Below are 25,707 nucleotides of genomic sequence, written 5' to 3' on the forward strand. Positions count from 1 at the left end.
ATATTTATCGGCAATATCTTCCGAGTTATAGAAATTTGGGTTAAAGTAGCTGCCATGAAGAACATGACTACTGCTTGGTGGTGGCGCGCGTAACCCGCGGGCCATCTTTCGCAAGCTATTTTCAGGCTCGCATTCTGCGGGCCTTTTGGCGTTTTTGTGCCTGTGCTCGTGGAAGTTTAATTTTCGTTTCCCATACCCACCCTCTCCGAAAGGGCACTGCAATGCCATACACGGCTACCCGCGACATACCCTACGACAGCGATGCGGCCGCCACATTTGACGCGCTCGCGCAACCGCACGACTCCCTGTTGCTCGAAAGCGCAGACATCGAGACTAAGAAAAACCTCAACTGTCTCGCCATCCTCAAGGCAGCACTCAGAGTCACGTGCCATGGCCACAGGGTGGAGGTGCGGGCCCTCACCAACGCGGGGGAGGTGCTCCTTCCTCCTCTCCGAGACCGGTTCCGCCACCGCCTAGTTTCACGTGAAACTACTACCGCTGTATTCGAATTCCCGCCTTCTGCCGAACCCGACGAGCGGCAGCGACTCCTTGCTGAATCAACCGCTGACATTCTGCGATTCTTCCAATTAGAGGCCACCTATTCCTCTCCGCTACTACCATTTCTAGGGGGCGGGTTCGCTTATGACTACCTGGCCACCTTCGAAGATCTCCCCGAGGTTAAACCGGGGCCGAATTCCTACCCAGACTATGAGTTCTTGGTGGCTCAAACGGTCCTGGAGGTAGACCACCTGCAAAGAACTGCGCGCCTAGAGGGCTGGGATATCGACGAAGACCACCTTAAAGCGGAACTTGATTCCCTAGCCACGCGGCCGGAGACCCCACGCCCCACGGCACCACAGAGAAGCAAGATCCGTGCGGTGGCTGATGCGGATGACGCAACGTTTCGCGCAGACGTGGAAAAGCTCCAACGCAAGATTCACGCCGGCGATATCTACCAAGTAGTGCCCGCGCGTTCCTTCGCGCTGGAATGTCCAAGCGCCCTCGCGGCCTACCGGACGTTACGAGACACTAACCCTTCGCCCTATATGTTTTACGTTCGTGGCGACGGCTATGAGCTATTTGGCGCGTCGCCAGAATCCAATCTCAGGTTCACGCCGGAAGATAGGGGAGTGCAGCTCTATCCCATCGCTGGCACTCGGCCGCGCGGGCTGCGCCCGGATGGGAGCATCAGCCATGAGCTTGATATCCGCAATGAATTAGAGATGCGTACTGACCACAAAGAGATTGCGGAACACACGATGCTGGTAGACCTAGCACGCAATGATCTCGCGCGGGTGGCCGTTCCTCGTAGCCGCCAGGTGGCAGAGCTATTGCAGGTGGACCGCTACTCCCGTGTGATGCATTTGGTCTCCCGAGTCACGGCGAAGCTCCACTCAGATTTCGATGCGCTCGATGCCTATCGAGCCTGTATGAACATGGGCACCCTGACGGGTGCGCCCAAGCTTCGTGCCACCGAGCTGGTGCGGCAAACGGAAGGGACACGCCGCGGATCCTACGGCGGGGCAGTAGGTTACTTGCGCGGCGATGGCGCCATGGATAACTGCATTGTCATCCGCTCCGCCTACGTCCAAGACGGCACCGCAGTAGTGCAAGCCGGTGCCGGTGTTGTCAAAGATTCCGTCCCACAGGCCGAGGCCGATGAAACGGTGCATAAGGCCTACGCCGTGCTCAATGCCATTGCCGTAGCACACGGTGCCGAGTTGGAGGTGCAGCGATGAGTTCGCCACACATTGTCCTTCTGGATAACCACGATTCTTTTGTTTATAACCTCGTCGATGCCCTAGCTGGGTTCGATACCACAGTATTTCGTAACACCGTTGCGGTCGATGAGGTATTGGCGGCGCGGCCCGACATAATTGTGCTTTCCCCCGGACCCGGCCATCCACGGTCGGCCGGCTGCATGATGGAGCTTATCGACGCCACCCTGGGCACCACTCCCATTCTCGGCGTCTGCCTCGGCTTCCAAGCGCTTCTTGAATACCACGGTGGGGCAGTTGCGCCCTCCGGCCCGGTACACGGGAAATCCGTTCCGATGACTCTCACGCCAGCCGGGGTTCAGCATCCCGTACTCCAAGGGCTTGCCACCGATACCGAACCTGATCAACCAAATAGTCTCGGCACACAGATTCCGGTGGCACGCTACCACTCGCTCGGCTGTACGGATATCCCGCACGAGATGCGCTGCCTAGCACACACTTCCTCAGATATCGGCGAAGTAGTGATGGCCGCGGAGACAAAAGACGGTATGGGGCTAGGTCTGCAATTCCACCCAGAATCCGTCCTCACACCCACTGGACCCGTAATGCTCCAACGCTGCATTCGCCAACTATCTACCCACACCACTATGGAGAAGGAAAACTAAAATGAGCCGAACACCACTGCGGACCTTTCAGGCCTATCTAAGCAATCCACAACCCACCATCGAAGAAGCCACGGAGGTATTTACCCCCTTGGCCGTGGGCGCCTACGACGATATCCATATCGCGGCATTGCTCGCTCATATCCGGGCTCGGGGCGAGACTTTCGCGGACGTTGCCGGCGCCGCCAAGGCTTTCTTAAAGGTGGGCTATCCCTTCCCCATCACCGGAAAAGGCCTTATGGATTCGGCCGGCACTGGGGGCGATAGCGCAAATACCATCAATATCACGACGGGGGCCTCGCTCGTCGCCGCTGCCGGGGGAGTGAAGATGATCAAGCACGGCAACCGCTCGGTCTCTTCCAAGTCCGGATCTGCGGATGTACTCGAGGCTCTTAATATCCCGCTCGACTTAGACGCCGCCCGAGCGGTCCGCCAATTTGAGGCCTCGAACTTTACGTTTCTTTTCGCCCCCGCCTACAACCCAGCCATCGCCCACGTCCAACCGGTGCGCAAGGCACTGGGCATCTCAACCATATTTAATACCCTCGGCCCGCTCTTGTCCCCAGGACACCCATCACTCCAAATCATGGGCATTGCAAACCCAGATCAAGGCCAACTCATTGCAGAGGTCTTTCGAGAACTTGGCCGCGAGCGCGCCTTAGTCGTCCATGGAGCCGGCACGGATGAGATTGCCACTCATGGCACCACGCAGGCTTGGGAGCTCAGGAACGGCGACATTATCACCTACCAACTCACCCCTGAAGAGCTCGGTATCGAGCGCCACGAGCTCGCGGAGCTTGCCGGTGGGGATGGCGCTGCAAATGCCTTAGCCCTCCGCGCGGTATTTGCCGGCCGAGGTAAGCCCGCACACGTGGACGCCATCGCTGCCACCGCCGGAGCCATGTTTTACCTCAACGGGACCACGAGGAGTATCGCAGCAGGAGTCTCTCACGCTAAGGATCTGATTAATAGCGGCGCTGTCGAAAAGTGGCTCCATATCCACGAAAGCGCCAACTATGCGGTAGGGGAGAAGAACTAATGACGGCGAAGGAATTGCCAACCGTGCTACAAGAGATCGTCGCCCAGCGCCGCACTCATCTGCCGGCCATTCGCGACAGGTTGTCCTACGTGGACCTCGCTAGCGTACCGCCTTCGGAGCGTTCGCTTGTCGAAGCCCTCGATGGCACCAATCGCTTCATCATGGAATGTAAGTCTGCCTCGCCATCCCTGGGGTTGATTCGCGCGGACTACCGTCCGGGCGATATCGCTCGCATCTACTCACGCTATGCCTCCGCCATTTCGGTGCTGTGCGAGCCTGCGCGCTTTGGCGGCGACTATGACCATCTGCAAACCGTCGCCCAATCTACCCACCTGCCGGTGCTGTGCAAAGACTTCATTGTTGACCCCATTCAGGTTTACGCCGCGCGACACTACGGAGCCGATGCCATCTTGCTCATGATGTCCATCGTGGATGATGACACCTACGTTAAACTCAAGGCGCTGGCTGATGAACTGGGGTTAGACGTCCTGACTGAAGCCATCACCGAGGAAGAGGTGGAACGAGCGCTGCAATTAGGTGGCGACATCATCGGTATCAATAACCGCAACCTCCACGATCTCAGCATCGACCTAGAACGAACCGAGCGCCTCGCTAGCCATATCCCTGAAGGAAAAACGATCGTCTCGGAATCCGGAATCCGCGACAATGCCACCGTCCGCCGGCTGGGCTCTCACGTGCACGCATTCCTTGTAGGCTCACAACTCAGCCGCCAAGAGGATATCGATCGCGCCGCTCGCGATCTTGTCTACGGTGGCAATAAAGTATGCGGGCTTAACTCTGCCTCCGCTGCGCAAGCGGCGCGTGCTGCAGGGGCCCGCTACGGAGGACTTATCTTCGTACGGGAATCGCCGCGCACTGTTTCACGTGAAACCGCGCGTGACATCATCTCCGCAGAGCCGGGTCTGGACTACGTGGCCGTGACACGTTCTTCGGATATCGAAGAGCTACAGAGACTTTCTGAGCTCCCAGGACTCAAGGCACTTCAGCTCCACACCCCATTCCAAGGAAGTGGGGAAGCGGAAAGAGAATTCCTACGCCAGGTACGCAGCGTCGCGGGCGGATTATCCGTCTGGCGTGCCGTCGATATGCTCAGCCCCGATTTCGCAGGACTGGCAACTGACCTTGTCCCAGAAGTAGAAGCGCTAGTCCTGGACTCCGGAAGCGGCGGGTCAGGAAGCTCATTCGAGTGGAGCACTATCCCCCCTGAAGTTAAGGATAAATCCTTCCTCGCCGGTGGCCTCCGGTTAGACAACCTCGAAGAGGCTCTGTCGATCGGCACGATGGGGCTCGATCTCAATTCGGGTCTAGAGTACGCACCCGGCCGCAAGGATTCCTCGCTTGTGTCCCAAGCCTTCCACATCATCCGACGCTATACACACCCATAGAAAGGACACGATCATGACCGTTTCACGTGAAACACTCCTTCCAGCATACCTTGGTGAATTCGGTGGACAGTTCGTCCCAGAATCCCTTATCCCCGCCCTCGACCAACTTGAGAAGGCTTTTGTAGAAGCACAGAATGACCCGTCCTTTCGCGAAGAGCTCAGCGGCCTTCTGCGTGACTACCTTGGCCGGCCCACGCCACTGACAGAGGCAAAAAATTTAGGCGGTAAGGTGAGGATCTTCCTCAAACGTGAGGACCTCGTACACGGTGGCGCGCACAAGACGAACCAAGTCCTCGGACAGGCCCTCCTCGCCAAACGTATGGGAAAGACTCGCATCATTGCAGAAACGGGAGCGGGCCAGCACGGCACCGCCACCGCACTGGCTTGCGCACTCTTAGGGCTCGAGTGTGTGGTCTATATGGGGGCAAAAGACGTCGCGCGGCAGCAGCCCAATGTCTTCCGTATGGAGCTAATGAACGCGAAAGTCGTAGCCGTTGATACCGGGTCCGGAACGCTTAAGGACGCGGTGAATGAAGCGCTCCGCGATTGGACCGCTACGTTCCATGAATCCCACTATCTCCTCGGCACTGCGGCTGGGCCACACCCTTTCCCGACTATCGTCCGGGAGTTCCATAAGGTCATTTCCGAAGAAGCTAAGCAGCAGATGCTTGAGCGTACCGGCGGCCTGCCGGATGTAGTCGTCGCCTGTGTCGGAGGCGGTTCCAATGCAATCGGTATGTTCGCAGACTTCATTGCGGAGGAAAAAGTGGAACTCGTCGGCACTGAACCGGGCGGTGAAGGACTGGACTCCGGCAAGCACGGTGCCACCATCAACAACGGGACCGTAGGAATACTCCACGGCGCACGCAGCTACCTCATGAGGAACGCAGACGGCCAAGTGGAAGAGTCATACTCCATTTCCGCCGGACTCGACTACCCGGGAGTCGGTCCACAGCATGCTTACCTTCACTCCAGCGGCCGAGCACAATACGTGGGCATTACAGACGCCGAGGCATTGGAAGCGTTCCAACTGCTATCCCAGCGGGAAGGGATCATTCCCGCCCTTGAGTCTTCCCATGCTCTTGCTTATGCCTTGAAACGGAAGGATGAGGACATCACCATTGTGGTCTCTTTGTCTGGTCGCGGCGATAAAGATATCGACCATGTTCGCCGCGCACTTGAGGCCCACCCAGAATTTAAACTGCAGGAGAAGCACTAATGAGCAATCGATACGAGAACCTATTCCGATCACTGCGCGAAAGGGGAGAGGGCGCGTTCGTCCCCTTCCTCATGTTGGGCGATCCCACCCCGGAGGACACGCTGGACATTGTACGAACCGTTGTCGCGGCCGGTGCAGATGCACTAGAACTTGGCGTCCCATTTTCTGATCCCGTGGCCGATGGACCGACCATTCAGGCGTCTCACCTTAGGGCGCTAGCGGCTGGCGCCACCGTAGATTCCGCTCTAGAACAGGTGCGGACGATTCGCTCAGAATTCCCTGAGCTTCCCATTGGCATGTTGATCTATGGCAACGTGGCTTTCACGCGCGGCTCCGAGCGCTTCTATTCCGAATTCGCTAAGGCAGGCGCGGATAGCATCTTGCTTCCCGACGTCCCCGTACGCGAAGGCGCTCCATTCATCGCTGCAGCAGAAAAGGCCGGTATAGATCCGATCTTCATCGCCCCGGCTCGTGCCACCGCGAGCACCCTCGAAGGCGTCGCTCACAGCTCGCGGGGTTATATCTATGCCATTTCGCGCGACGGTGTGACAGGTACCGAAAGAGAATCTAAAACCATCGGGCTTGAAGAAGTCGTAGCAAACATCAATAGATTCGATGGCCCGCCGGTACTGCTCGGCTTCGGCATTTCAGCACCCGAGCATGTGCGCGATGCCGTGGCAGCCGGAGCGGAGGGGGCTATTACTGGCTCGGCCATTACTAAAATCATTGATCGCCACGTTTCACGTGAAACCGCTGCAGAGCGGACCCAAATCGAAGGGACCTCAGGCCGCGCTCGCGTGGACCCCGCGCTGCACAAAGAACTCGCTAAGTTTGTCACCCGCATGAAGGCGGCGACCCGAAAATAGTCCCACAACGCATTAAACCCCTCGTCAGCTCTCGACAGCTGAACGAGAGGTTTGGTTTTGGTGAGCCTCTACGCGGTTGCTTCTGCAGATTCCTCTTCGGAGGGGTCATTCTTGTCGCCTGCGAATTTCTCTACGATCATCGCAATAGCACCGTCGCCGGTGACATTGGCGGCAGTGCCGACCGAGTCGATGGCGATGTAGGCGGCGATCATGAGTGCCACCATGCCATCATCAAAGCCCATCATGTCTGCCAGAAGGCCGGCCGCCACCATGACGGCACCACCCGGAACGCCCGGAGCCGCAATCATCATGATGCCTAACAAGCAGATGAAGCCAAGTCCAGTACCGGTACTAATATCAAGGTTTGCCATATACACGATCGCAAAGGCATAGAGCGTCAGCTTAATCATCGAACCGGACAAGTGGATGGTCGCGCACAGCGGGATAACAAAGCTTGCCACCGGCTTTGAAATGCCATTCTTAAGCGTAGACTCCAAGGACACCGGGATGGTCGCGGCAGAAGAGGAGGTTCCCAAAGCCGTGAAATAAGCCGGCAGCATATTGCGAAGAGCCTTGAAGGGATTCTTCCCGGTAATCGCACCAGCAATGATGTATTGCAAGACCAGGTAGACCAGGGTCATAACAACCGCCAAAATCAAAACCTTGGCAAAGGCCGAAAGTACCAAGCCCAAATTGCCATTCATGCCCAATCCCAAGAACATGCCAAAGATGTAGAAGGGCAAGATCGGCACAACAAAGCCCCAGATTACCTTGACTACGACGTTCTCCAATTCCTTGGTGACAGCGTACAAGGTATCGGACTTCACGGTAGTCATAGCTACACCGATGCAGAACGACAACAAGAGGGCAGTCATAACCTCAAAAGGCGGCGCCATCTCCACCTCGAAGTAGGGAGAGAGTGCACCCTCATCAATATCGGAGACATTAGTAATCAGATTCTGACCACTAAGCATGGTGGGGTAGAGCCAGTGGGCAAGCACGAAGGCAAGAAGACCGGCGACAATAGTGGAGCCATAGGAAATCCCCGCTGTAACCCCCAGCCACTTACCGGCACCACGCCCGAGACCCGCAATGGACGGAGCGATCAGCGCGAAAATGAGGACCGGGATAAAGAAGTTGAGGAAGTTGCTAAATAGTCCATTGAAGGTGGCGAATACGCGACCAAACCATTCTGGAGCGAATCGGCTGACCACCACGCCAAGGATGATGGCAACGATAATGCGGAACAACAAAGATTCCGAGAGTTTCTTGAGATTCATATACTTACAATCAGATCGGGTGCTCTACCTCTAGGACCAAACGACCGAGGCGAAACAGCGCAGTGCGGAGGCCAAGGTCGATTTAATATCTATCAATCGACCTTAAATGCATACTACCTGAGCGCACACAACGACAGAACACTCGGCCTAGGCGCAATTTTTATCTCAGCACTACAAGGCTAAACTGAATACATGATCGCAGTGGGAATCATCTTCTTCATCCTCGCCGTCTTCCTCATCGTTGTAGGTACCATGGCCTCAACCAAGCGCCTACCCGGAAATAACTACATTGGCTTGCGACTGCAAGAAATCCGCAAGTCTCGCGAAGCGTGGGATAACGCCCATCGCATCGCTGGTCCATTCTGGATCCTCAGCGGTGTCTGCCTAATTTTCGGTGGAATCGTCGCCCTTAGCGCTGAGGGCTGGATGTGGCTCCTTCCGGTTCTTACCTTTGTGGCGGCAGTTCTCGCCCTATCTGTAGGTTCCAACCTCGGCTCGCGTGCCGCGTTCCTCTACGAACAGGCACACGCTAGTGAAGAAGGTTGTGGAGATTCCTGCAATTGTGGCTCCGACGGTTGCGGCGGGGAAGAGGCTGCCGCGGCTTCTGCACCCCAGGTCGATGTCGACGCACTCCGTCACGCCGCACGAGAATCTGACAGATAGCAGCGCCTGCTGCACAACCGCCCCCCTCTGGATAAGAATTACGCCTCATCCAGAGGGGGAATTTTTGTAGCTATTTCCTCTCGCTTGAATAGCTCATTGGATGTTTCCCGACAGTCACAGTGACGTTATAGGTCAGGCTCGTTACATCTTCTTGTTCCGTCACTTACGATATCCCGTCACTCTTTCAATATATTGGTCAATTCAACGCTAGGCTACGTTAATAATTGGATTACCGTACTTTTCGCCTTACTGCCAATAACGATGGAGATTGCGTAAAGCTTCCGGGGAACCCAGAAAGTAAAGAGCATCAGAGGCCTCCGCTGGGCAAAATGATACATATGAAGAAAAGCACCGCCCTCGCAGCCATCGCCGCTTCGACCTTTGCCATTGGCGCTTATAACGAGCAAGGCCACAAAGAACCGACATCCACACCAGTAGCGGAGGGGCAGCAGTCGGCCCATAGCATCGTCGATGATTTAGGCATTGAATCTGGCACCTATGAACTCACTCCTACACCCACTGGCTCCCCTGAAACATGGGAGGGCTATCTGGTTAGTTAACCTCTGTGTTTCACGTGAAACTCTAAATTCGCTCAGCTACACGGCTGAGTCACAAAGCACCATCATCACCAGCTAGACTAAGGGCATGAATAAGTGCTCTCGCCGAATCTTCTTGCTCGGTACCGCTACCACTTTCGCAGGTGCCTACCTAACAGCCTGTGGTTCTTCTCCGTCCGCGGAAATCGCAGCTACGGAAATTCCAGTCGGATCCGCGAAGATTGTAGATGGCGTCATTTTTACTCAGCCGAAAGAAGGTGAGTTCAAGGCCTATTCCCAGACCTGTCCGCACCAGCACAATCCGATCACCGAGATCGATGGCATGACGGCCACCTGCACCGCACATAACACCTCCTATGACCTCAGCGATGGAAGCGTAATATCCGGACCGGGCCGCGACCCCTTGGAAGGATACGAAGTTAAGCAAGACGGCTCTAATGTCACTACAGCCTAGGGTGCATTCCTCCCTCTGTGGTTTCACGTGAAACCACAGAGGGCATATTTTTGGCCCGAGTATTTCCGGGGAAGAAGGAGCGGTAGGGTTTAAACTTTTAGAATGCTGCAGAGTTTAAAGAAGCCCGACCCCCTCATAGTGCTCATCATCTTGGCGGTCATCCTTGCGGTCATTGCACCAGCCCGTGAGGATTTTGCCGAGACATTCGGCCAGCTAACAAATGTTGCGATCGCTTTCCTCTTCTTTTTGTACGGCGCTAGGCTCTCCACTCAAGAGGTCCTCAATGGGCTTAAGCATTGGCGCCTACACCTAACGATCCTGGCCTTCACCTTTGTGGTCTACCCGCTCATAGGTATAGCGCTACGACCGCTTACCGCTTTCATTTCGCACGATATGTACCTGGGGATCTTGTTTCTCACGCTGGTACCGTCCACCGTGCAATCTTCGGTTGCCTTTACCTCCATTGCGAAGGGAAACGTTGCAGGCGCAATCGTGTCAGCATCTACTTCTAACTTGGTCGGAGTATTTATTACCCCTTCGCTGGTTATGCTCCTCATGGGTACCGGGGGAGGAGTCCACATCGACACTTCCGTATTTGGAGAAATCGCGCTCTTGCTGCTGGCTCCCTTTATCCTGGGTCAGCTGACTCGGCGCTGGGTTGGAAAATTCGCCCAAAGCAAGGCCACCAAAGTGGTAGACCGCGGCTCCATTGCCATGGTGGTGTATTCTGCCTTTTCCAAAGGCGTAGTAGACGGAATTTGGTCCTCCATCTCCATATGGGAGTTGGCCTTCCTTGTCGCCTTCGCAGCGATCTTCGTTACTTTCATGCTGTGGCTCACCAAGAAGGTAAGTGAGAAATTGGGATTCAAGCGCGCCGATACAGTCGCAATCGAGTTCTGTGGATCGAAGAAGTCACTAGCCACGGGCCTACCCATGGCCTCGGTTATCTTTGCTTCTGGGGGAACGTCTCTTGGTCTACTTATCCTGCCGTTGATGATTTACCACCAGGTCCAGTTAATGATGTGTTCGTGGCTGGCATCCCGCTACGCCCAGCGTGCCACCACGTAGCTACACTTAGGTCCTATGGCGAATTATCTATACGTACGAACTGAACTAACCGTGCCCGGCGTAGGCTCGGCCATCCATATGGCGGAAATGGAGGAGCAAGATGCGCGCAGCTGTCGAATGGTCCGCATGATCGCCCTGGATCCCTCAGATGCCATAGTTGGTGTGGCTACCCCGACCAGTTCCACGGGAAACGTAGATCAGCCGCAAGAGGTTGTCCCGCACCCGGATACCTACGATGAGTTTCCAGACATTAGCGCCCACTACGTGGACCAATCTCATTTCGACGCCCTATGGTCCGAAGCCACCGCCAAGTTCGGCCTTTAGGGTTCAAACACGGTGCCTACAAGACAACGTTAACGAGAAGCATATAAAAGGCGGTTCCTCCGAAGATGGACAGCGCTGATTCACGCTTCCACAGGTGGAGCAGGAAGGTTACTACCACGCCGAGGAGAGCCGCCCAGATGCCCCCAGGGGCACCAGCCTGCCCGTAGACGGTATAAACCACCAAAATGGTCATCACACCTACAGGCATCATCATGCCCAGCAATGAAAAGAACTGGCTATCCTTCATCCATTTCACAAAGGAAAAGGGAAGCTGGCGCAGCACTACGGTAATAAGGCCGACGGGGACCAACACTGCAGCGATGGAAGCAAGCGTAACTCCAGCGGGCATTAGCGTTCCTCCCGGAATCTCGTAGACTCGCCGCGTCTACGCAAGCCAATAGCGGCATCGATGCGGGGAGATGCGTAGCGGATAATAAGCAGAATGAAGTAGGCACTCAGCGCCACCATGAGCAGTTGTCCTGGGGCGAAGGCTGCAGCAAGGATTCCCACCACCACAGCACTTAACGGCGATGAAAAGTCCTGGTTATTGCGGAAGGAATCCATTGCCAGCACGACAAAAAGGGCAACCAGAGCGAATTCCATTCCCTGCACAGAAGAGGGAATCACTCGGCCGGCGAGGGCACCGACGATGCCGCCGCCTACCCACAAGACCTGACAAAAGATTTGGATGGTGAGTATTCGGTTCCCACTCGGGCGCTCATCGGCGGGGAGGGAAGAGACGATGGCATAGGTTTCGTCGGTAAGCGCATATGTGGAATAAGCCTGGCCCACCCGTGAACGAATGTGGTGCCGGGGAAAGGTGAGGCCATAGAAAATATGGCGGAAATTCACCATGAATCCGGTAACCAACGAAGCAAAGGCGGAAGCCCCACCGGTAACCATGGAAATGGCCAAGAATTCCATAGAGCCGGCGTAGATGACGAGGGAGAAAATCGGCGTCCACCACCAGCTGAAACCGGATTGGACCATGAGTAAGCCGAAGGCTAGGCCGAGGGGAATAAGGCCGATCGCGGCGGCCCAGGTATCTCTTAATCCTTGAGAAATATCCGCGCGCATGCGGGCTAGTCTAGCCCATTGCCTGCAGCGCGATAGGAATTAATTATCTTCCACGTTGACTGGATATGTGGAATAGAGCGGCAGCGGCATGGGTTGACGTTTCATAACATCGGCCCAGAGATCGGCCGGGCCTGGAGTAATAACGTCTTGGGCAAGGGCAGGGGAGACGAACCATTCGCCGGCCTCGATTTCCTCCTCCAGCTGGCCCGGGCCCCATTCGGCATAGCCAGCAAACATGCGCATGCCAGAAACTAGTGGCTCGATCTCTTCTGGGTCCGCGCGCAGATCCACATGTGCCAGGCGCGGTGCGAGGCGGGTGAGCCGATCTTGTTTGTCCGGATCGACGCCCTGTTTAGTCTGTGCGAGCCCAACAACGGATTGTTGATTGAGCGGACCGCCGATATACAGCGCCTGCGGTTTAGCCACCACGGGAAGCCATTCCGGCAGCACATTGAAAATAGCTACCTCAGAGCGCTTGGTCAGATCCACGCCGAAGGTCATCATGTCATTGTGCTCAATGACGAGGATGACGGAGCGGGCGAATTCCGGCGAAAGCATGCCCGGAGCAGCGATAAGAAGCTGGCCGGGGGCGGGGTCATTGCGCTCGAGGGCGTTAAATAGTCTATCGGCAAACATCACTGTTTAGAATCCCACCACTCGCGCAACTTCGCAATCGCTTCCTCGCGCTCGAGGGGGCCGTGCTCTAGGCGCAGCTCCTTGAGATAAGACCATGCCTGGCCCACCTCAGGGCCGGGCTGAAGACCGAGGATTTGCATAATCTCGTTGCCGTCAAGGTCCGGGCGCACGCGAGCCAGGTCCTCCTTGCGGCCGATCTCTTCGATGCGCTCCTCAAGCTGATCATAGGTGCGCTGGAGTCGACGGGCCTTTTTAGCATTGCGGGTGGTGCAATCGGCGCGCACCAGCTTATGCAGACGGGGGAGGAGGTCGCCGGCGTCAGTAACATAGCGGCGCACGGCAGAATCGGTCCACTGATTTTCCCCGAACCCGTGGAAGCGCATGTGCAGGTACACCAGCTGGCCGATGGCCTCCGTGGTCGCCTTGGGGTACTTCAACTTGCGCAGGCGCTTGCGGGCAAGCTTGGCGCCCACCACCTCGTGGTGGTGAAAGGAGACCTTACCATCGGTGTTATCAAAGGTATCCGGTTTGCCAATATCGTGTAGAAGCGCCGCCCAGCGCAGGACAAGGTCTGGACCATCTTCTTCTTGGTCCATGGCCTGACTTAGCACCTTCAGCGAGTGAGCATAAACGTCCTTATGCTGCGCGTGTTCATCCGCGGTCATGCGCAATGCCGGGATTTCCGGAAAGATATAGTCCGCAATTCCGGTGGAAACCAGCAAGTCAATGCCGTCCCACGGCGCCGTGCCGCAGATAAGCTTATCCAGCTCCACCTGTACGCGCTCTACGGTGATGCGCTGGATCTCGCCGGCCATATCCCGCATGGCATCCACCACGCGGTCGGCCACGCGAAATTCCAGCTGGGACGCAAAACGCGCCGCCCGCAGCATGCGGAGAGGATCATCGTGGAAAGAAATTTCCGGCTTGTCCGGGGTATCGAGCACCCGGTCGGCCACATCCTGGAGGCCGTGGAGGGGATCGTGGAAGGTAAAAGAGGCGTCGGCAAGCAGCTCGATGGCCATCGCATTGACCTTAAAGTCACGCCGCACTAGGTCACCTTCCAAGGTGTCACCATAGACCACCTCAGGGTTGCGGGACTGGCCATCATAAGAATCGGAACGGAAGGTGGTGATCTCAATCTGCTGGCCCTTATAGGCCGCGGAGACGGTACCGAAGTCGATGCCGGTATCCCATACAGTCTCGGCCCACTCATCCAGGATCTCTTTAACCACGTCCGGGCGGGCCGGGGTGGTAAAGTCCAGGTCATTTCCCAAACGGCCCAAAAGCGCATCGCGCACAGAGCCGCCCACGAGGTAGAGCGAATAGCCACGGGCGGCAAATTTCTCCACCAAACCGCCCAGCAGGTCGCTGAGGGAGGAGACGGTGGATTCCGCGCGGGCAAGAACGCCAATTAGCTGAGTGTCCTGAAAATTCACGGGTGAGAGTCTACTACGATTGGCAGGGATGACTAACCAAGAACAGGGCCCCTCTAAGGGAGGCGGCCGCAACCGTAACCGGTCCCGGCGCAGGCGGCGCCGCCGGCCGGATAATCGCGCGCGCCGCAGCACTCAGCAGCGCAGGCCCTACCGCGGTGGCAATGGTCAATCTACGGCCATGGAAACCCGCGATGAAACCTCCGCCGGCGGCCTTGTTGTCTCTGGTTTGGCGGAGTGTGTCGATGCCACTGGCCAGGTAGATCTTTCCCGGCTTTATGTGGCACTCATCGGCCGCCTCGACCGTCGCGGACGCCTGCTGTGGTCCATGCCTAAAGGCCACGTAGAAAATGGCGAAGCCAAAGAAGTCACCGCTGAGCGCGAGGTATGGGAGGAAACCGGCATTTCCGGTGAGGTTTTTGCAGACCTCGGCATGATTGATTATTGGTTCGTCTCTGATGGGGTGCGTATCCATAAGACAGTGCACCATCACTTGCTGCGCTTTGTAGACGGCATCATGAACGATGAGGATCCGGAGGTCACCGAGGTCTCATGGATTCCCGTCTCTGAACTCATCGAGCATTTGGCCTACGCCGACGAGCGCAAATTGGCGCGCATCGCGCATGATCTCCTTCCCGATCTCGCACGAAAGGAAGCCGCCGCGGGGAAAGTGACCCCACGGTAATGCGCCAACGCCTGAAGTCTTGGGCCGCCGTGGGCGGCTGCCTGGCGGTAGCGGGGTGGGGATCGTGCCTGCCGCTGCCAGAGGCCGCCGCGCAGATGGATTCGGCTGCGGGAAAACAGCAGGATATCCAAGCATGGTTGGGCGCGCGCGGACCAGAGCGGGCCACTCTCGATCTCATCGCGGCCGAACCCTTCACCGTGGGCAAGGAACTGAAACTTACCTTCCAGGTACACAATCCCACCGATGAGGCCATGGAAGACCTCCAGTTGACCAGCCGCCGTGGCGATGCCGTGGAGAGTACTGCACAGGCCCGCACGCAGCTGGCCACCGGCGAATTCCCGTATTACGGCCCCAGCACCACCACCGCGCCCCTGCAACCGGGCGAAACCCGAGAGGTTACCTTCAAGGTTCCCACCTCCTTACACGGCGAGCAGACCCTAGCCATCGAAGACGCCGGCGCCTATCCGCTGCTGTTTACCCTCACCGGCACTGTCGGCGGCGAAGCGGTCAGCTTTGCGGAAGAACGCCTAATAGGCCAGGTGCAGGGAAAGAAGCAGGCGCTTGGCGATGCCCCCTCGGAGCCCAAACCTCACGACCTCACCGTGGTCTATCCCATTAGCGCCGATATCGACTCGGTACCAGGCGGCGCTGGGGGAGAAGACCTTATTCTCGCCTCCGATGAGCTAGCCACCGAGCTGGCTGAGGGCGGCCGGCTCGATCGCTTGGTGAGCACCTATGCGGACCACGATCTGCGCGGGGCAGGCTGCGTAGCCATCGATCCCGCCCTCTTGGACACGGTCAACCGCATGGCGGAGGGCTATAAGGTGGGCTCTGCCCGCCCGGCTCAGGCGGAGCGTCCTAAGCGCCTGCGTGATTCGTGGTTCAATAACAACGACGATGTGCACCTCGAACCCGGCACTGGCAAAGAGGATGCCGCCCGCTGGCTCAAGCGCCTGCGTGAACTCGATTGCTTTATGTCTATGCCGTGGGCAAACGCTAATGCCTCATCCGTGGCCAAGGCGAATAATCCCTTCCTTACCTACGAGGGGCTGCAGCGCGGCAACCACACCATCGAGCGAATCCTCGGCACCAAGCCAGCAACCTCTGTCCTCGCGGTTGGCTCCGGCTATGTGGATCAACAACTGCCCCTGCCCGCACTGGTGGCTGATAATACTTCGTGGCCTGGCCACGCCGTGACTTTCGACGCCTCCCTGGGCGCCCTTTTAGCCCAAACCGGCTCCAAGCCACAGACGGTGGGCTATTCCAACCCGGAGCTACGCTACGATTACTCGCTCGATTCCGAACTTTCCCGCGCCATCACCGGCGGCGCCGCGTTGAGTTTGGCCGCTAGCGATGACACCGTGGCGCGTTTGCCCAATTACTTGGATCCCAGCGCCGCCGAATACGCGCTTGACTCCGCCCAAGCGCTCATCGATTCCGGCCAGTCCCATGCGCGTACCGTCGGCAGCCTCAAGCAGGAAACCGCCGTTCCGGGGTCACTGCCTGGCAGCCCCTTTAGTGATCCCGCCGCCTTCGCCGAATCCGATATCGTCCGCGTGGAGCAGCAGGCCCGCTATACCGATGAGCTGATGAATATCATGGTCGATGATCCAGATATCGCACTGACTCCCTATGAATTCGTCCTGCCTTTGCGCCGGGATTTGCTGGCCGCGCTTTCGCTGACCAACCGCGATAGCTTGGGCAGCAATGCTGAAGCGCGGCGAAGGTTCACCCACACGATGGATGTGCATTCGAATACTTTGCGCGATCTGCGATCTTCTGTGGCGCTTATCCCACCGGGCAATGTTTATACCCGCGTATCCGAGTCATCGCCGCTGCTCATCGTGGCAGAAAATGGGCTTCCGCTACCGGTGGAGGCCAAGCTGCAATACGATGCCCCCGATGGCGCGCGCCTCAACACGCCCAAGAGTGTCCGTATTCCGGCCAAGGGCTCTATTACTGTATCCATGACCGCCGATATGCCTAAGGACGTCGATCGCACAGACATTGGCCTGTGGCTTGCCACCCCAGAAAAGCAAACCATCTCGGAGCCGATCAGTATCGCTGTGCAAACGCGTGCCGGTATCGTAAGCGTGTATGGCGTCGGCATAGCCGGCGCTCTTGCGCTGGTCCTCGCCACTCTCTTCCGGCTAGGCCGCCATCGGCGCAAAAAATCACAAAGGCTTAAAAAGTAAGTTGAAGTTGTATCCTCTATGACTGATAAAACTGGCCGCGAGGCCGAACACGTGGAGAAGTCACCTGCGGGTGTAGTTGACCCGAAGGATGCCGCCGTGCCGGCAGAGCACCCCGCCCCAGCGGGTGCCCGCGGCCGAATCGTCCGCGCCTCTCCTCCCGCTCCGGTGCCAGAAAAGCGCCCCACGCCCGCGGTGCAGGACACCACCGTTCCTCCCGAGGAGGACAAGTCCGCGCTCACCGGACGCAACGCGGAAAACGAATCATCCAATCAGGACGTCATCCGCGCGACGGGCACGATGGCCATCGCGACGCTGCTATCCCGCGTCACCGGCTTCCTGCGCCAGATGCTCATCGGCGCCACTCTCGGTGCCACGGTGGGCACCGCGTTTAGTAGCGCCAACCAGATCCCCAACCTCGTCACCGAGATCGTATTGGGTGCCGTGCTGACCTCTCTGGTCGTGCCCGTTCTCGTACGCGCCGAAAAAGAAGACACGGACCGAGGCGAGACCTTTGTCCGGCGGCTATTTACCCTGGCCTTTTCCATCTTGGGCATAGTCACCATTGCTTCCGTGGTGCTCGCACCCTTCTTAACGAGGATGATGCTGCCGGAAGATTCCAAGGCCAATGCCGTGCAGGCAACCTCCTTGGCCTTCTTATTGCTGCCGCAGATCCTCTTCTACGGCCTCTTCGCCCTCTTCCAGGCCGTTCTTAATACTAAGAATATCTTTGGTCCAGGTGCGTGGGCGCCGGTAGTCAATAACGTCATCTCCATTAGCGTGCTGCTGGCTTATCGCTTCCTGCCCGGCCAGCTCGACCCGCACGAGCCCACCCCGGTGGCCGATCCCCACGTCATGCTATTGGGCTTGGGCACCACCACGGCGGTGATGGTGCAATGCCTCATCTTGTTGCCGTACCTCAAAAAGGCCGGCATTAACCTGCGCCCCAAGTGGGGCTTGGATGCCCGCATCAAGCAATTCGGTGGCATGGCTCTAGCCATCATCACCTATGTGGCTATCTCCCAGTTGGGCTACGTGATCACCTCCCGCGTAGCCGCCTATGCGGATGCCGGCGCCCCACTGGTCTATCAGAATGCTTGGCTCATGCTGCAGGTGCCCTATGGCGTAATCGGCGTGACGCTGCTGACGGCCATCATGCCGCGCCTGTCCCGCAACGCCGCCGACGGCGATGTTGATGCCGTAGTCCGCGATCTGACCTTGGGCTCAAAGCTGACCTTCATCGCGCTTATCCCCATCGTCATTTTCATGACCGGCTTTGGTGTACCGATTGCCCGAGCCCTCTTCCAATACGGTGCCTACGGCGCCGAGAGCGCCGAGCAGCTTGGCCTGACCATCAGCTTCTCCGCCTTCACGCTCATCCCCGTATGCCTTAGTGCTGCTGCACCTGCGCGTGTTCTATGCCCGCGAGGAAGCCTGGACGCCGACCTTCATCATCGCCGGCATCACGCTGACCAAGATCGTCCTTACGCTTTTGGCCCCGTTGATGACGTCCAACCCGGACCGCGTGGTGATTTTGCTCGGTACGGCCAATGGCTTTGGCTTCGTCTCCGGTGCGGTCATCGGTGGCTTCTTGCTCAAGCGCAAGCTCGGCAGCCTCGGCGGCAAAGCCGTCACGCAGACCGTGCTGTGGGCTTCTGGTGCCGGTCTCGTAGGCTTGGTTGTCTCCTGGGTGCTGTACTGGGGCGTGAATTACCTCCTTCCAGAGAATTTGCCCTCCATCGTCTCGCTGATCAAGGTCGCGGTGCTTGGAGTCATCTTCCTCATCGCCACCGGCCTGGTGCTCTCTAAGTCCTCCTTGCCGGAGGTCCAGAACCTGGCCCGCGCCTTGCAGCGCATCCCGGGCATGTCCCGCTTCATCAAGGTCGATTCCTCCAAGGCTATCGAGCTGGAGGAGCCCGACGTGCCGGAAATCCGGCCGGTATTCACCCAGGATGCCTTCAATGCCACCCTGGTACCGCCACCAATGTCCGCCGGTATCGTCCGCGGCCCACGCCTCGTGCCGGGCGCCCCGGTATCGGATGGTCGCTTCCGCTTGCTCCAAGATCACGGTGCGGTCACCGGTGCACAGTTCTGGCAAGCACGCGAGCAGTCCACCGGCCGCCTAGTCGCGTTGACGTTCGTCGATACCAATAGCCTGGCACCGATTGCGCCATCGACTCCGGGAGTTGCCGCCCGCCGCTCCGCCGAGATTTCGCGCAATACCCGCCGCCTTGCCGAGCTGGAGCTCGATACCGTGGCGGATAATATCCAAGTCCTGTCCTACCGCACGGGCTGCCTGGTGGTGGCGGATTGGTTCGAGGGCACCTCCCTCAAGCAGGTGGCTGAGGCCGATAACCTCGACCCCCATTCTGTGGCTCGTGCTACTGCGCCGCTATTTGCTGACGCCGCCGCTGCCCACGATGCCGGCCTCATCCTCGGAGTGGAACACCGCGACCGCTTCCGCGTTTCTACCGACGGTGTAGTCAAGGTGGCCTTCCCCGCCGTACTGGATGGCACCTCCGCCGCCACCGACCGCGAGGCCCTCAGCTCCGCCCTGGAGCTGCTCGTGGAGTCCACGGAGCCTTCGCCGAAGAAGCTGCGCGATATTTCTGAAGATGCCAACCTCTCGGCCAACGAGGCCGCCCAGCGCGTCGAGGACGCGCACTTTGCCCTCGATAGTGCTGATGAGGACAGCCGCGAGGAAAAGATGGAACAGCTGCAGGAGGCAAAAGCGCTGACCTTGGCCGGCATCGCCCAGCGCCTGCACGACTTCGCACCGGAGGAACCGGAGGAAGCACCCGAGGCCTTGCCGGTAAAGGCAGAAGAAGAACCGGCCCAAGAGGATGACCCGGCCCAAGAGCCTGGCTTCGGCGGCCGCGGTTATTCCGGTTCCGGCGTCATCGTTATCGGTATCTTCGCCACCATCTTCGTCGTAGCGATGGCTGCATTGACCACCTGGATCATGTCCTTGCTCAGCGATGTAAAGGCGTCTAATCCGGTCAGCGAAACCATCCACGGCAGCACCGAAATTCCGGATGCCCCGCCGGTGCGTCTCCAGCCTTCCTCTGCGGTTACCGTTCCTGATAACAAGGACGATGCTGCGCTTATCGACGGCAAAACGGCCACCACCTGGTCCACCGAAGAGGAGGACACCGGCGTCCTCGTCACTGTGGATTCGCCAACGCACTTCGCAGTCTTGCCGGTGGTGCAATCCAATTCGGCTGGGGCGAAATATGCCGTCTATGGCGTTAATCGTGACCGCTTCAACCCAGAAAACCCACAGGCCGGCTCTCTGTACCAACTGGCAAGAGGCAAGTTCAAAAACGGCAAGGAAGACATCGAGCTGGAGAAAACCCCCGAGCAATTCGACGGGCTGCTGCTCATGATCACCGAGCTCCCCAAGTCCAATAAGGCAACCATCACAGACATTGGGCTCGTTGGACAGCCCTAGGAAAACTTCGGATACATGAACCCACATTGCAGTCCATGAAATGACGGCCGAACTGAAGAAAATCGCCTTCAGTTCGGCCTTAGTTTTTATTTTTCTTCAACACAAAACTTCATGAGCTGCGCCTTCTAAACTTTTTTACTTCAAGTATTGACCATTTAGGAGTAGTGCGTACACTGTGGGGTGTAACGCAAGCAACAATTTTAGGAGTATTCACTATGTCCCTCGCAGCAGGTACCTACGCACTCGATCCAGCCCACACCGTTATCGGATTCGTCGCCAAGCACGCAATGGTCACCAAGGTCCGCGGCAACTTCGCCGATTTTGAGGGCACCATTACCGTGGCCGAGAACATCGCTGAGTCCAACGCTCAGGCCACCATCCGCACCGCATCCATCTCCACTGGCAACGATGACCGCGATGCCCACGTAAAGAACGAGGACTTCTTCGCGGTAGAGCAGTACCCGGAGATCACCTTCAAGGCCACCAACCTCAACGTTGATGAGAATGGCAACGGCACCGTCACCGGTGACCTCACCATCAAGGGCACCACCAAGTCCGTCGACCTCGATGTGGAAGATGTTGCTACCGCTGAGGACCCATTTGGCAATACCCGCCTGGGCTTCGAGGCAACCGCCAAGATCAACCGCAAGGAATTCGGCATTGACTTCAACGCTCCACTGAAGACCGGCGGCGTGCTGGTCTCCGAGGAGATCAAGATTGAGCTCGAGGTCTCCGCTATCAAGCAGTAGACCCGTGCCCCAGACGCACTAGAAGCATTAAGCTTCCCCAAGCCCGCAGCCACCTTCTGGCTGTGGGCTTTTCCTACGTCTTCCGATATAGCGGTACAGCCACTCCTTACCCTTGGGAAAGCATTTCAGCGTGAACATGAAGACATAAAAAGTAATTTTCATGGAAAATATGGTGCTGCGTGGAGGACGGTAAGTGCGTCACCGTTGAAATGAAGTACATGGAGGTACCAATCGCAGATACTTTCTATGGCGTTGACCTTAATCGTCACCCCGCGGAGACCGCACAGGAGAGCACTGAACGAGTCGCACAAGAGCTACAACGCCAAGGAATCCGCACCGAGACAAATAATTTCCTCATCTTATTGCCTGACCACTTAGTCGCAATCGAAGTGAACGAAGGCGTTGCTTGGTTCGATCCTGACTATTGGAGTCTCGAGGACTTTCTTGAAACGTCGTTCCTTGCCTAGTGAAAAGTAATCCTCAGTTGTCAGCGAACGAGGCGGCGGCATGGTTCAACGGAAAATAGTTAGACTGCACACCAACTGTGATGACGGTTTCAGTTTCCCACTTTGTACTGCGATATATGCCTAAGGGCGCTGTGCTCGTAAAGCGGAGACTCTGGAATTGTTCTTGATCCATGTTGCGGCATGAGGATCAATGAAACCCGCTATTTCTTGGATAGCGTTATCAACGGAGTCGAGATGTGCGACTTCACTGGCTCTATCGCGCTGTTGAACGATTGATTCGTGGTGAGAGCACCTATTTCTCATTTCATAAACAATGACTACAAGCTCTTCGAACTGCTGTCTGCTGTCAGGGGGTTTCTTCAACGCCCTCTTTACCTGAGGCCAGATGCTTGCTTGATAGTGGTTACTTAAGAGGTAACGCCAGAAGTCGAAGCTGAGTTCAGCAATGATTTTTCCCGGTAACGCCCCTCCTCCTCCAGCTCGTCTTTTCGCTTTGCGGATATTCTTCTTTGCCGCAACGTTGAAAGGTATTCGATCGTCATCAAACCATCGGTCACCGTACCTTCTGGTTAGGGCACTGTGAATGCAGTTTCGAAGAAGTACTTCAACATGCTCAATGTCAGCGAGATAGGTCTTCGTGAGGTGAGTATTCCAAAGGTATAGCGCCTCTGGTGTGGGGTGATCGGCGTACCGGCTCATCCGCGCGGATGAAAACCATTGGGATAGCGGTACGGGGGTCGATCTTGGATTACTCATTATGGAAATGCTAATCTCTATCTTGAAAGCCTCGGAACGATCCCTGCACTACGAAAGTAGGAGTAAATCGCCGAGGTTATTGATTTTCCCGGACGATTAATTTCTTGCACGTCTTTAGATCTAGTCGTGAGGCCCACCATACTGTGCACCTGAGACGGCAACTAGGTTCTTTCGCAAATCTTGCGTGCTGAGATGAGATCGCCCACCTCCGCGCGAGGTTGCGTCCTCTAGTGTGGTGTAACGCTTGCTGATGGTCACTGACATCTAGCGCCGCTTGAAGAGTATGGGACGGGCAAAACTAGTCCAACAGGTCCGCAGCGAGGTCCCAATACCCGCTGGGTATTTTGCTCCTAGAAGGCAGCGGAACTTAGGACCCCAACCCCGCACCCTACGTGACGGAGGTAACTATAGTTCGTAGTCATGACCGCACCACAAAATAAGACGCAGCACGAGTTGCTCCAAGAACGCGCAGCAGCGGTGGACCTGCGCGCCTATCACCTCCACCTTGATCTTTCGGAGGTACTCGATAGCCCCACCTACCGCGTGACTACCCGCCTCGAGCTGACCAGCAATGAGCCCGAGCTCTTCCTGGATTACCTGGGAGAATCGGTCGCTGAGCTAAAGGTCAATGGCACCCCGCAGGAGGTGGACTTTGATAGCAGCATCATCCGGCTACACGGCGTGCCGGTAGGGGAGGAGCTGACCATCGAGGTCATCAGTCACTCCCGCTATTCGCGCACCGGCCAGGGCCTGCACCGCATGCACGATCAGGCCGATAACGCGACCTACCTGTACTCACACCTCGAGCCTTCCGATGCTCGCCGCATCTTCCCCTGCCTCGAGCAGCCGGATCTCAAGGCCGTCTTCCACGTGCGCATGACCGCACCAAAGCAGTGGCAGATCCTCTCTAACCAACCAGAAGTCGAGCGCAATGAGGATGACAATCTCGCCACTGTCACCTTCGCGCCGACACCGCCGCTGTCGACCTACCTGACTTCTTTTGCGGCAGGCCCTTATCAGTATCAAGAGCGCACGTGGACCGCCCCGGATGGCAGCCACTCGGCACAGTTGCGCGCCTTTGCGCGCGCGTCCATGTTTGAGTACCTCGACGAGGAAATCTTGGACCTTACTGCCCAGGGTATGGACTTCTTCCACCAGAACTTTGGCTATCCCTACCCGTGGGGCAAGTACGATTCCATCTTTGTGCCCGAATACAACCTCGGCGCGATGGAAAACCCTGGTCTCGTCACCTTCACGGAGAACTACATTTTCCGCTCCCACGCCACCCGCGCGCAGCATGCCGGCCGCGCGAATACCATCCTGCACGAGATGTCCCACATGTGGTTCGGCGACTTGGTTACGCCACAGTGGTGGGATGACCTATGGCTCAAGGAGTCTTTCGCAGAGTTCATGGGCGCGGATTCTTCCGTGCACGGCACCGAGTACACCGAGGCCTGGTCCAACTTTGCCGGCGCCCGCAAAAATTGGGCCTACCTGCAGGATCAGCTGCCCACCACGCACCCAATTAAGGCGGAGATCCCGGACGTAGATGCCGCGCGCCAGAATTTCGACGGCATCACCTATGCCAAGGGCGCGGCGGTGCTCAAGCAACTGGTGCACTATGTCGGTCGCGATAATTTCTACGCTGGGGCGCGCGACTACTTCCAGGAGCACGCCTTTGCCGCCGCCACCTTTGATGACCTCCTGAAGGCGCTAAAAAAGCACACAGACCGCGATCTTGATGCTTGGTCGCAGGCCTGGCTGCGTACGTGGGGTCCAGATACGCTCATCCCGGAGCTGCACACCGAAGGCGAGAAGATTGCGGAGCTGGCCATCCTTGCAGAAGCCGAGGACGTCTGCCGGCCACACCGCCTGACCGCCTCGCTTTTTGATGCCGACTTACACAAGTATCGCGAGATCGACATCGATCTCCCCACAGGCGATGGCACCATCCGCACCATTATCGATGAGGCGGCCGGCCTTCCGGACCCAGCATTGCTGCTGCTTAACGACGCCGACCATACCTACGCCAAGATCCGCTTCGACGAGGCCTCCCTAGACACAGCGAGTGAGCGCCTGACCGACATCGAGGATGAATTGACCCGCGCGGTAATCTGGACCGCACTATGGAACCTCACCCGCGATGGGGAAATGTCGGCGATTGATTATGTGGGGGTCGTCGTCAAGCACGAAGCCTACGAGACCAACACGACGCTGCTGGCTACTGCCTGCGCAAATGCCAATTTTGCGATTGCCCACTATGTTTCGGAAGCCGACCGCGAGCAGGTCCGCACCGACTATGCCGAGGCGATCTGGGGCCATCTGGACGAGGCCGAACCAGCCTCGGACGCCCAGCTTGTACTCGCTCGCGCCGCCATCCGCGCACTCGCCGCAACGCCGGAGGAATCAGGCACCGCGCGCCTTAAGGCCCTGCTCTCCGGTGACATTGCCGGCCTTCGCTTGGACCCCGAAATCCGCTGGTCCATCCTGCGCGCACTCGCCGCCCGAAATGCCGTAGAACTAGACGAGTTGGAGAAAGAAAAACAGCGCGATAATACGCTGACCGGCGCTACGGAATTCCTCGGAGCCAGCCACGCTTTCCCCACGCCAGAGACCAAGCGTGCCGCGTTCGATAAGGCGCTCACGCCGGGCGCCTACTCCAATGCCGAGGTAGACGCGCTGGTCGCCGGATTCAATGCCCCGCGCTCAGCTGCACTGCAGGAGGCCTTTGCGGAGGAATTCTTCTCCCGCGTGGAAGAGATCTGGGCCGCGCACCCGATTGAGATTGCCAACCGCCTCATCCGCGGCTTCTATCCACAGCTGCCCATGGCCGACGACGCCACCACCCGTCTGCTGCACCGTGAGCTGCCAGGAGCGCTGCGCCGCGTGCTGCTCGAGTGTCGCGATAATCTGCGGCGCACGCTTCGCGTGCGGGCTGGTCAATAGACTGTACTGTCCAGCGCTCGCGCTCTGCTTCCCCTCGGGTCACACTGTGTTTAACAGTT

21 protein-coding genes and 2 pseudogenes are annotated in these 25,707 nt (G+C 57.6%); 17 read left to right on the top strand and 6 right to left on the bottom strand.

What is annotated here, in order from left to right; translation table 11 throughout:
• Window positions 1–221 precede the first annotated feature (221 nt).
• Genes WMQ00_RS07655 through trpA form a run of 6 tightly spaced genes read left to right on the top strand, consistent with a single transcriptional unit; the run spans window position 222 to window position 6,910 of the window.
• Window positions 222–1,739, top strand: a complete 1,518-nt coding sequence (locus tag WMQ00_RS07655; RefSeq protein ID WP_340440845.1) for an anthranilate synthase component 1 — start codon at window positions 222–224, stop codon at window positions 1,737–1,739.
• The gene (locus WMQ00_RS07660) at window positions 1,736–2,383 is read left to right on the top strand and encodes an anthranilate synthase component II (RefSeq protein ID WP_340440846.1); all 648 of its coding nucleotides are present in this window, start codon (window positions 1,736–1,738) and stop codon (window positions 2,381–2,383) included. Before WMQ00_RS07655 ends, WMQ00_RS07660 begins: the two co-directional genes overlap by 4 nt.
• Before the next feature lies 1 nt (window position 2,384).
• A complete protein-coding gene (trpD, locus tag WMQ00_RS07665; RefSeq protein WP_340440847.1) occupies window positions 2,385–3,419 on the top strand; it encodes an anthranilate phosphoribosyltransferase in 1,035 nt (344 codons plus the stop codon).
• A complete protein-coding gene (gene trpCF / locus WMQ00_RS07670) occupies window positions 3,419–4,825 on the top strand; it encodes a bifunctional indole-3-glycerol-phosphate synthase TrpC/phosphoribosylanthranilate isomerase TrpF (RefSeq protein WP_248100255.1) in 1,407 nt (468 codons plus the stop codon). The genes trpD and trpCF overlap by 1 nt, the downstream gene beginning before the upstream one ends.
• Before the next feature lie 13 nt (window positions 4,826–4,838).
• On the top strand, window positions 4,839–6,044 hold the full coding sequence (trpB, locus tag WMQ00_RS07675) for a tryptophan synthase subunit beta (RefSeq protein ID WP_340440848.1): 1,206 nt from the start codon (window positions 4,839–4,841) through the stop codon (window positions 6,042–6,044).
• Window positions 6,044–6,910, top strand: coding sequence for a tryptophan synthase subunit alpha (gene trpA / locus WMQ00_RS07680; RefSeq protein WP_023020170.1), 867 nt, complete (start codon window positions 6,044–6,046; stop codon window positions 6,908–6,910). The genes trpB and trpA overlap by 1 nt, the downstream gene beginning before the upstream one ends.
• Before the next feature lie 68 nt (window positions 6,911–6,978).
• On the opposite strand, the gene WMQ00_RS07685 is transcribed toward trpA, so the two are convergent.
• Entirely contained in the window at window positions 6,979–8,190 is a 1,212-nt protein-coding gene (locus WMQ00_RS07685; RefSeq protein WP_316330826.1) for a dicarboxylate/amino acid:cation symporter, read from the bottom strand.
• Window positions 8,191–8,382: 192 nt separating this feature from the next.
• On the opposite strand from WMQ00_RS07685, the gene WMQ00_RS07690 reads away from it, so the two are divergent.
• The 5 genes from WMQ00_RS07690 to WMQ00_RS07710 all read left to right on the top strand — a co-directional run bounded on the left by WMQ00_RS07690 (window position 8,383) and on the right by WMQ00_RS07710 (window position 11,256).
• Window positions 8,383–8,853 (top strand): SdpI family protein, encoded by a 471-nt coding sequence (locus WMQ00_RS07690; RefSeq protein ID WP_023020172.1) that lies wholly within the window; start codon window positions 8,383–8,385, stop codon window positions 8,851–8,853.
• Between the two features lie 338 nt (window positions 8,854–9,191).
• Complete coding sequence (locus WMQ00_RS07695; RefSeq protein WP_239207703.1) at window positions 9,192–9,413, top strand: hypothetical protein; 222 nt, start codon at window positions 9,192–9,194, stop codon at window positions 9,411–9,413.
• An 85-nt stretch (window positions 9,414–9,498) separates the two neighbouring features.
• On the top strand, window positions 9,499–9,864 hold the full coding sequence (locus WMQ00_RS07700) for a Rieske (2Fe-2S) protein (protein WP_023020174.1): 366 nt from the start codon (window positions 9,499–9,501) through the stop codon (window positions 9,862–9,864).
• 102 nt (window positions 9,865–9,966) lie between these two features.
• A complete protein-coding gene (locus WMQ00_RS07705; RefSeq protein WP_340440849.1) occupies window positions 9,967–10,932 on the top strand; it encodes a bile acid:sodium symporter family protein in 966 nt (321 codons plus the stop codon).
• 15 nt (window positions 10,933–10,947) lie between these two features.
• On the top strand, window positions 10,948–11,256 hold the full coding sequence (locus WMQ00_RS07710; protein ID WP_023020176.1) for a hypothetical protein: 309 nt from the start codon (window positions 10,948–10,950) through the stop codon (window positions 11,254–11,256).
• A gap of 16 nt (window positions 11,257–11,272) precedes the next feature.
• On the opposite strand, the gene WMQ00_RS07715 is transcribed toward WMQ00_RS07710, so the two are convergent.
• From WMQ00_RS07715 to WMQ00_RS07730, 4 genes are read right to left on the bottom strand one after another with little or no spacing between them, the layout of a single operon-like run.
• Entirely contained in the window at window positions 11,273–11,605 is a 333-nt protein-coding gene (locus tag WMQ00_RS07715; RefSeq protein ID WP_023020177.1) for a branched-chain amino acid transporter permease, read from the bottom strand.
• A complete protein-coding gene (locus WMQ00_RS07720) occupies window positions 11,605–12,333 on the bottom strand; it encodes an AzlC family ABC transporter permease (RefSeq protein ID WP_340440850.1) in 729 nt (242 codons plus the stop codon). The genes WMQ00_RS07715 and WMQ00_RS07720 overlap by 1 nt, the downstream gene beginning before the upstream one ends.
• A gap of 39 nt (window positions 12,334–12,372) precedes the next feature.
• Window positions 12,373–12,969, bottom strand: a complete 597-nt coding sequence (locus WMQ00_RS07725) for a YqgE/AlgH family protein (protein ID WP_238801577.1) — start codon at window positions 12,967–12,969, stop codon at window positions 12,373–12,375.
• Window positions 12,969–14,405 carry a CCA tRNA nucleotidyltransferase gene (locus WMQ00_RS07730; protein ID WP_239207708.1) on the bottom strand — a complete coding sequence of 479 codons (1,437 nt, stop codon included), beginning with the start codon at window positions 14,403–14,405 and terminating at the stop codon, window positions 12,969–12,971. Before WMQ00_RS07730 ends, WMQ00_RS07725 begins: the two co-directional genes overlap by 1 nt.
• A gap of 88 nt (window positions 14,406–14,493) precedes the next feature.
• Here WMQ00_RS07730 and WMQ00_RS07735 point away from each other — a divergent pair.
• From WMQ00_RS07735 to WMQ00_RS07755, 5 genes and pseudogenes are all read left to right on the top strand, one after another.
• Window positions 14,494–15,087: pseudogene (locus tag WMQ00_RS07735) on the top strand (NUDIX hydrolase); the annotation flags it as partial.
• A complete protein-coding gene (locus WMQ00_RS07740; protein ID WP_316330821.1) occupies window positions 15,087–17,282 on the top strand; it encodes a DUF6049 family protein in 2,196 nt (731 codons plus the stop codon). The pseudogene WMQ00_RS07735 and the gene WMQ00_RS07740, both read left to right, overlap by 1 nt.
• An 18-nt stretch (window positions 17,283–17,300) precedes the next feature.
• A pseudogene (gene murJ, locus WMQ00_RS07745) lies at window positions 17,301–20,730 on the top strand (murein biosynthesis integral membrane protein MurJ).
• 215 nt (window positions 20,731–20,945) lie between these two features.
• A complete protein-coding gene (locus tag WMQ00_RS07750) occupies window positions 20,946–21,479 on the top strand; it encodes a YceI family protein (RefSeq protein ID WP_316330819.1) in 534 nt (177 codons plus the stop codon).
• 179 nt (window positions 21,480–21,658) lie between these two features.
• On the top strand, window positions 21,659–21,946 hold the full coding sequence (locus WMQ00_RS07755; protein ID WP_239206116.1) for a hypothetical protein: 288 nt from the start codon (window positions 21,659–21,661) through the stop codon (window positions 21,944–21,946).
• A 120-nt stretch (window positions 21,947–22,066) separates the two neighbouring features.
• On the opposite strand, the gene WMQ00_RS07760 is transcribed toward WMQ00_RS07755, so the two are convergent.
• Window positions 22,067–22,702 (bottom strand): hypothetical protein, encoded by a 636-nt coding sequence (locus WMQ00_RS07760; protein ID WP_239206118.1) that lies wholly within the window; start codon window positions 22,700–22,702, stop codon window positions 22,067–22,069.
• Between the two features lie 420 nt (window positions 22,703–23,122).
• Here WMQ00_RS07760 and pepN point away from each other — a divergent pair, with 420 nt between their 5' ends.
• Window positions 23,123–25,648 (top strand): aminopeptidase N, encoded by a 2,526-nt coding sequence (gene pepN / locus WMQ00_RS07765; RefSeq protein ID WP_316330818.1) that lies wholly within the window; start codon window positions 23,123–23,125, stop codon window positions 25,646–25,648.
• Window positions 25,649–25,707 lie beyond the last annotated feature (59 nt).

Origin of the sequence: Corynebacterium sp. KPL2825 (assembly GCF_037908445.1) — a bacterium.
GTDB lineage: Bacteria > Actinomycetota > Actinomycetes > Mycobacteriales > Mycobacteriaceae > Corynebacterium > Corynebacterium kefirresidentii.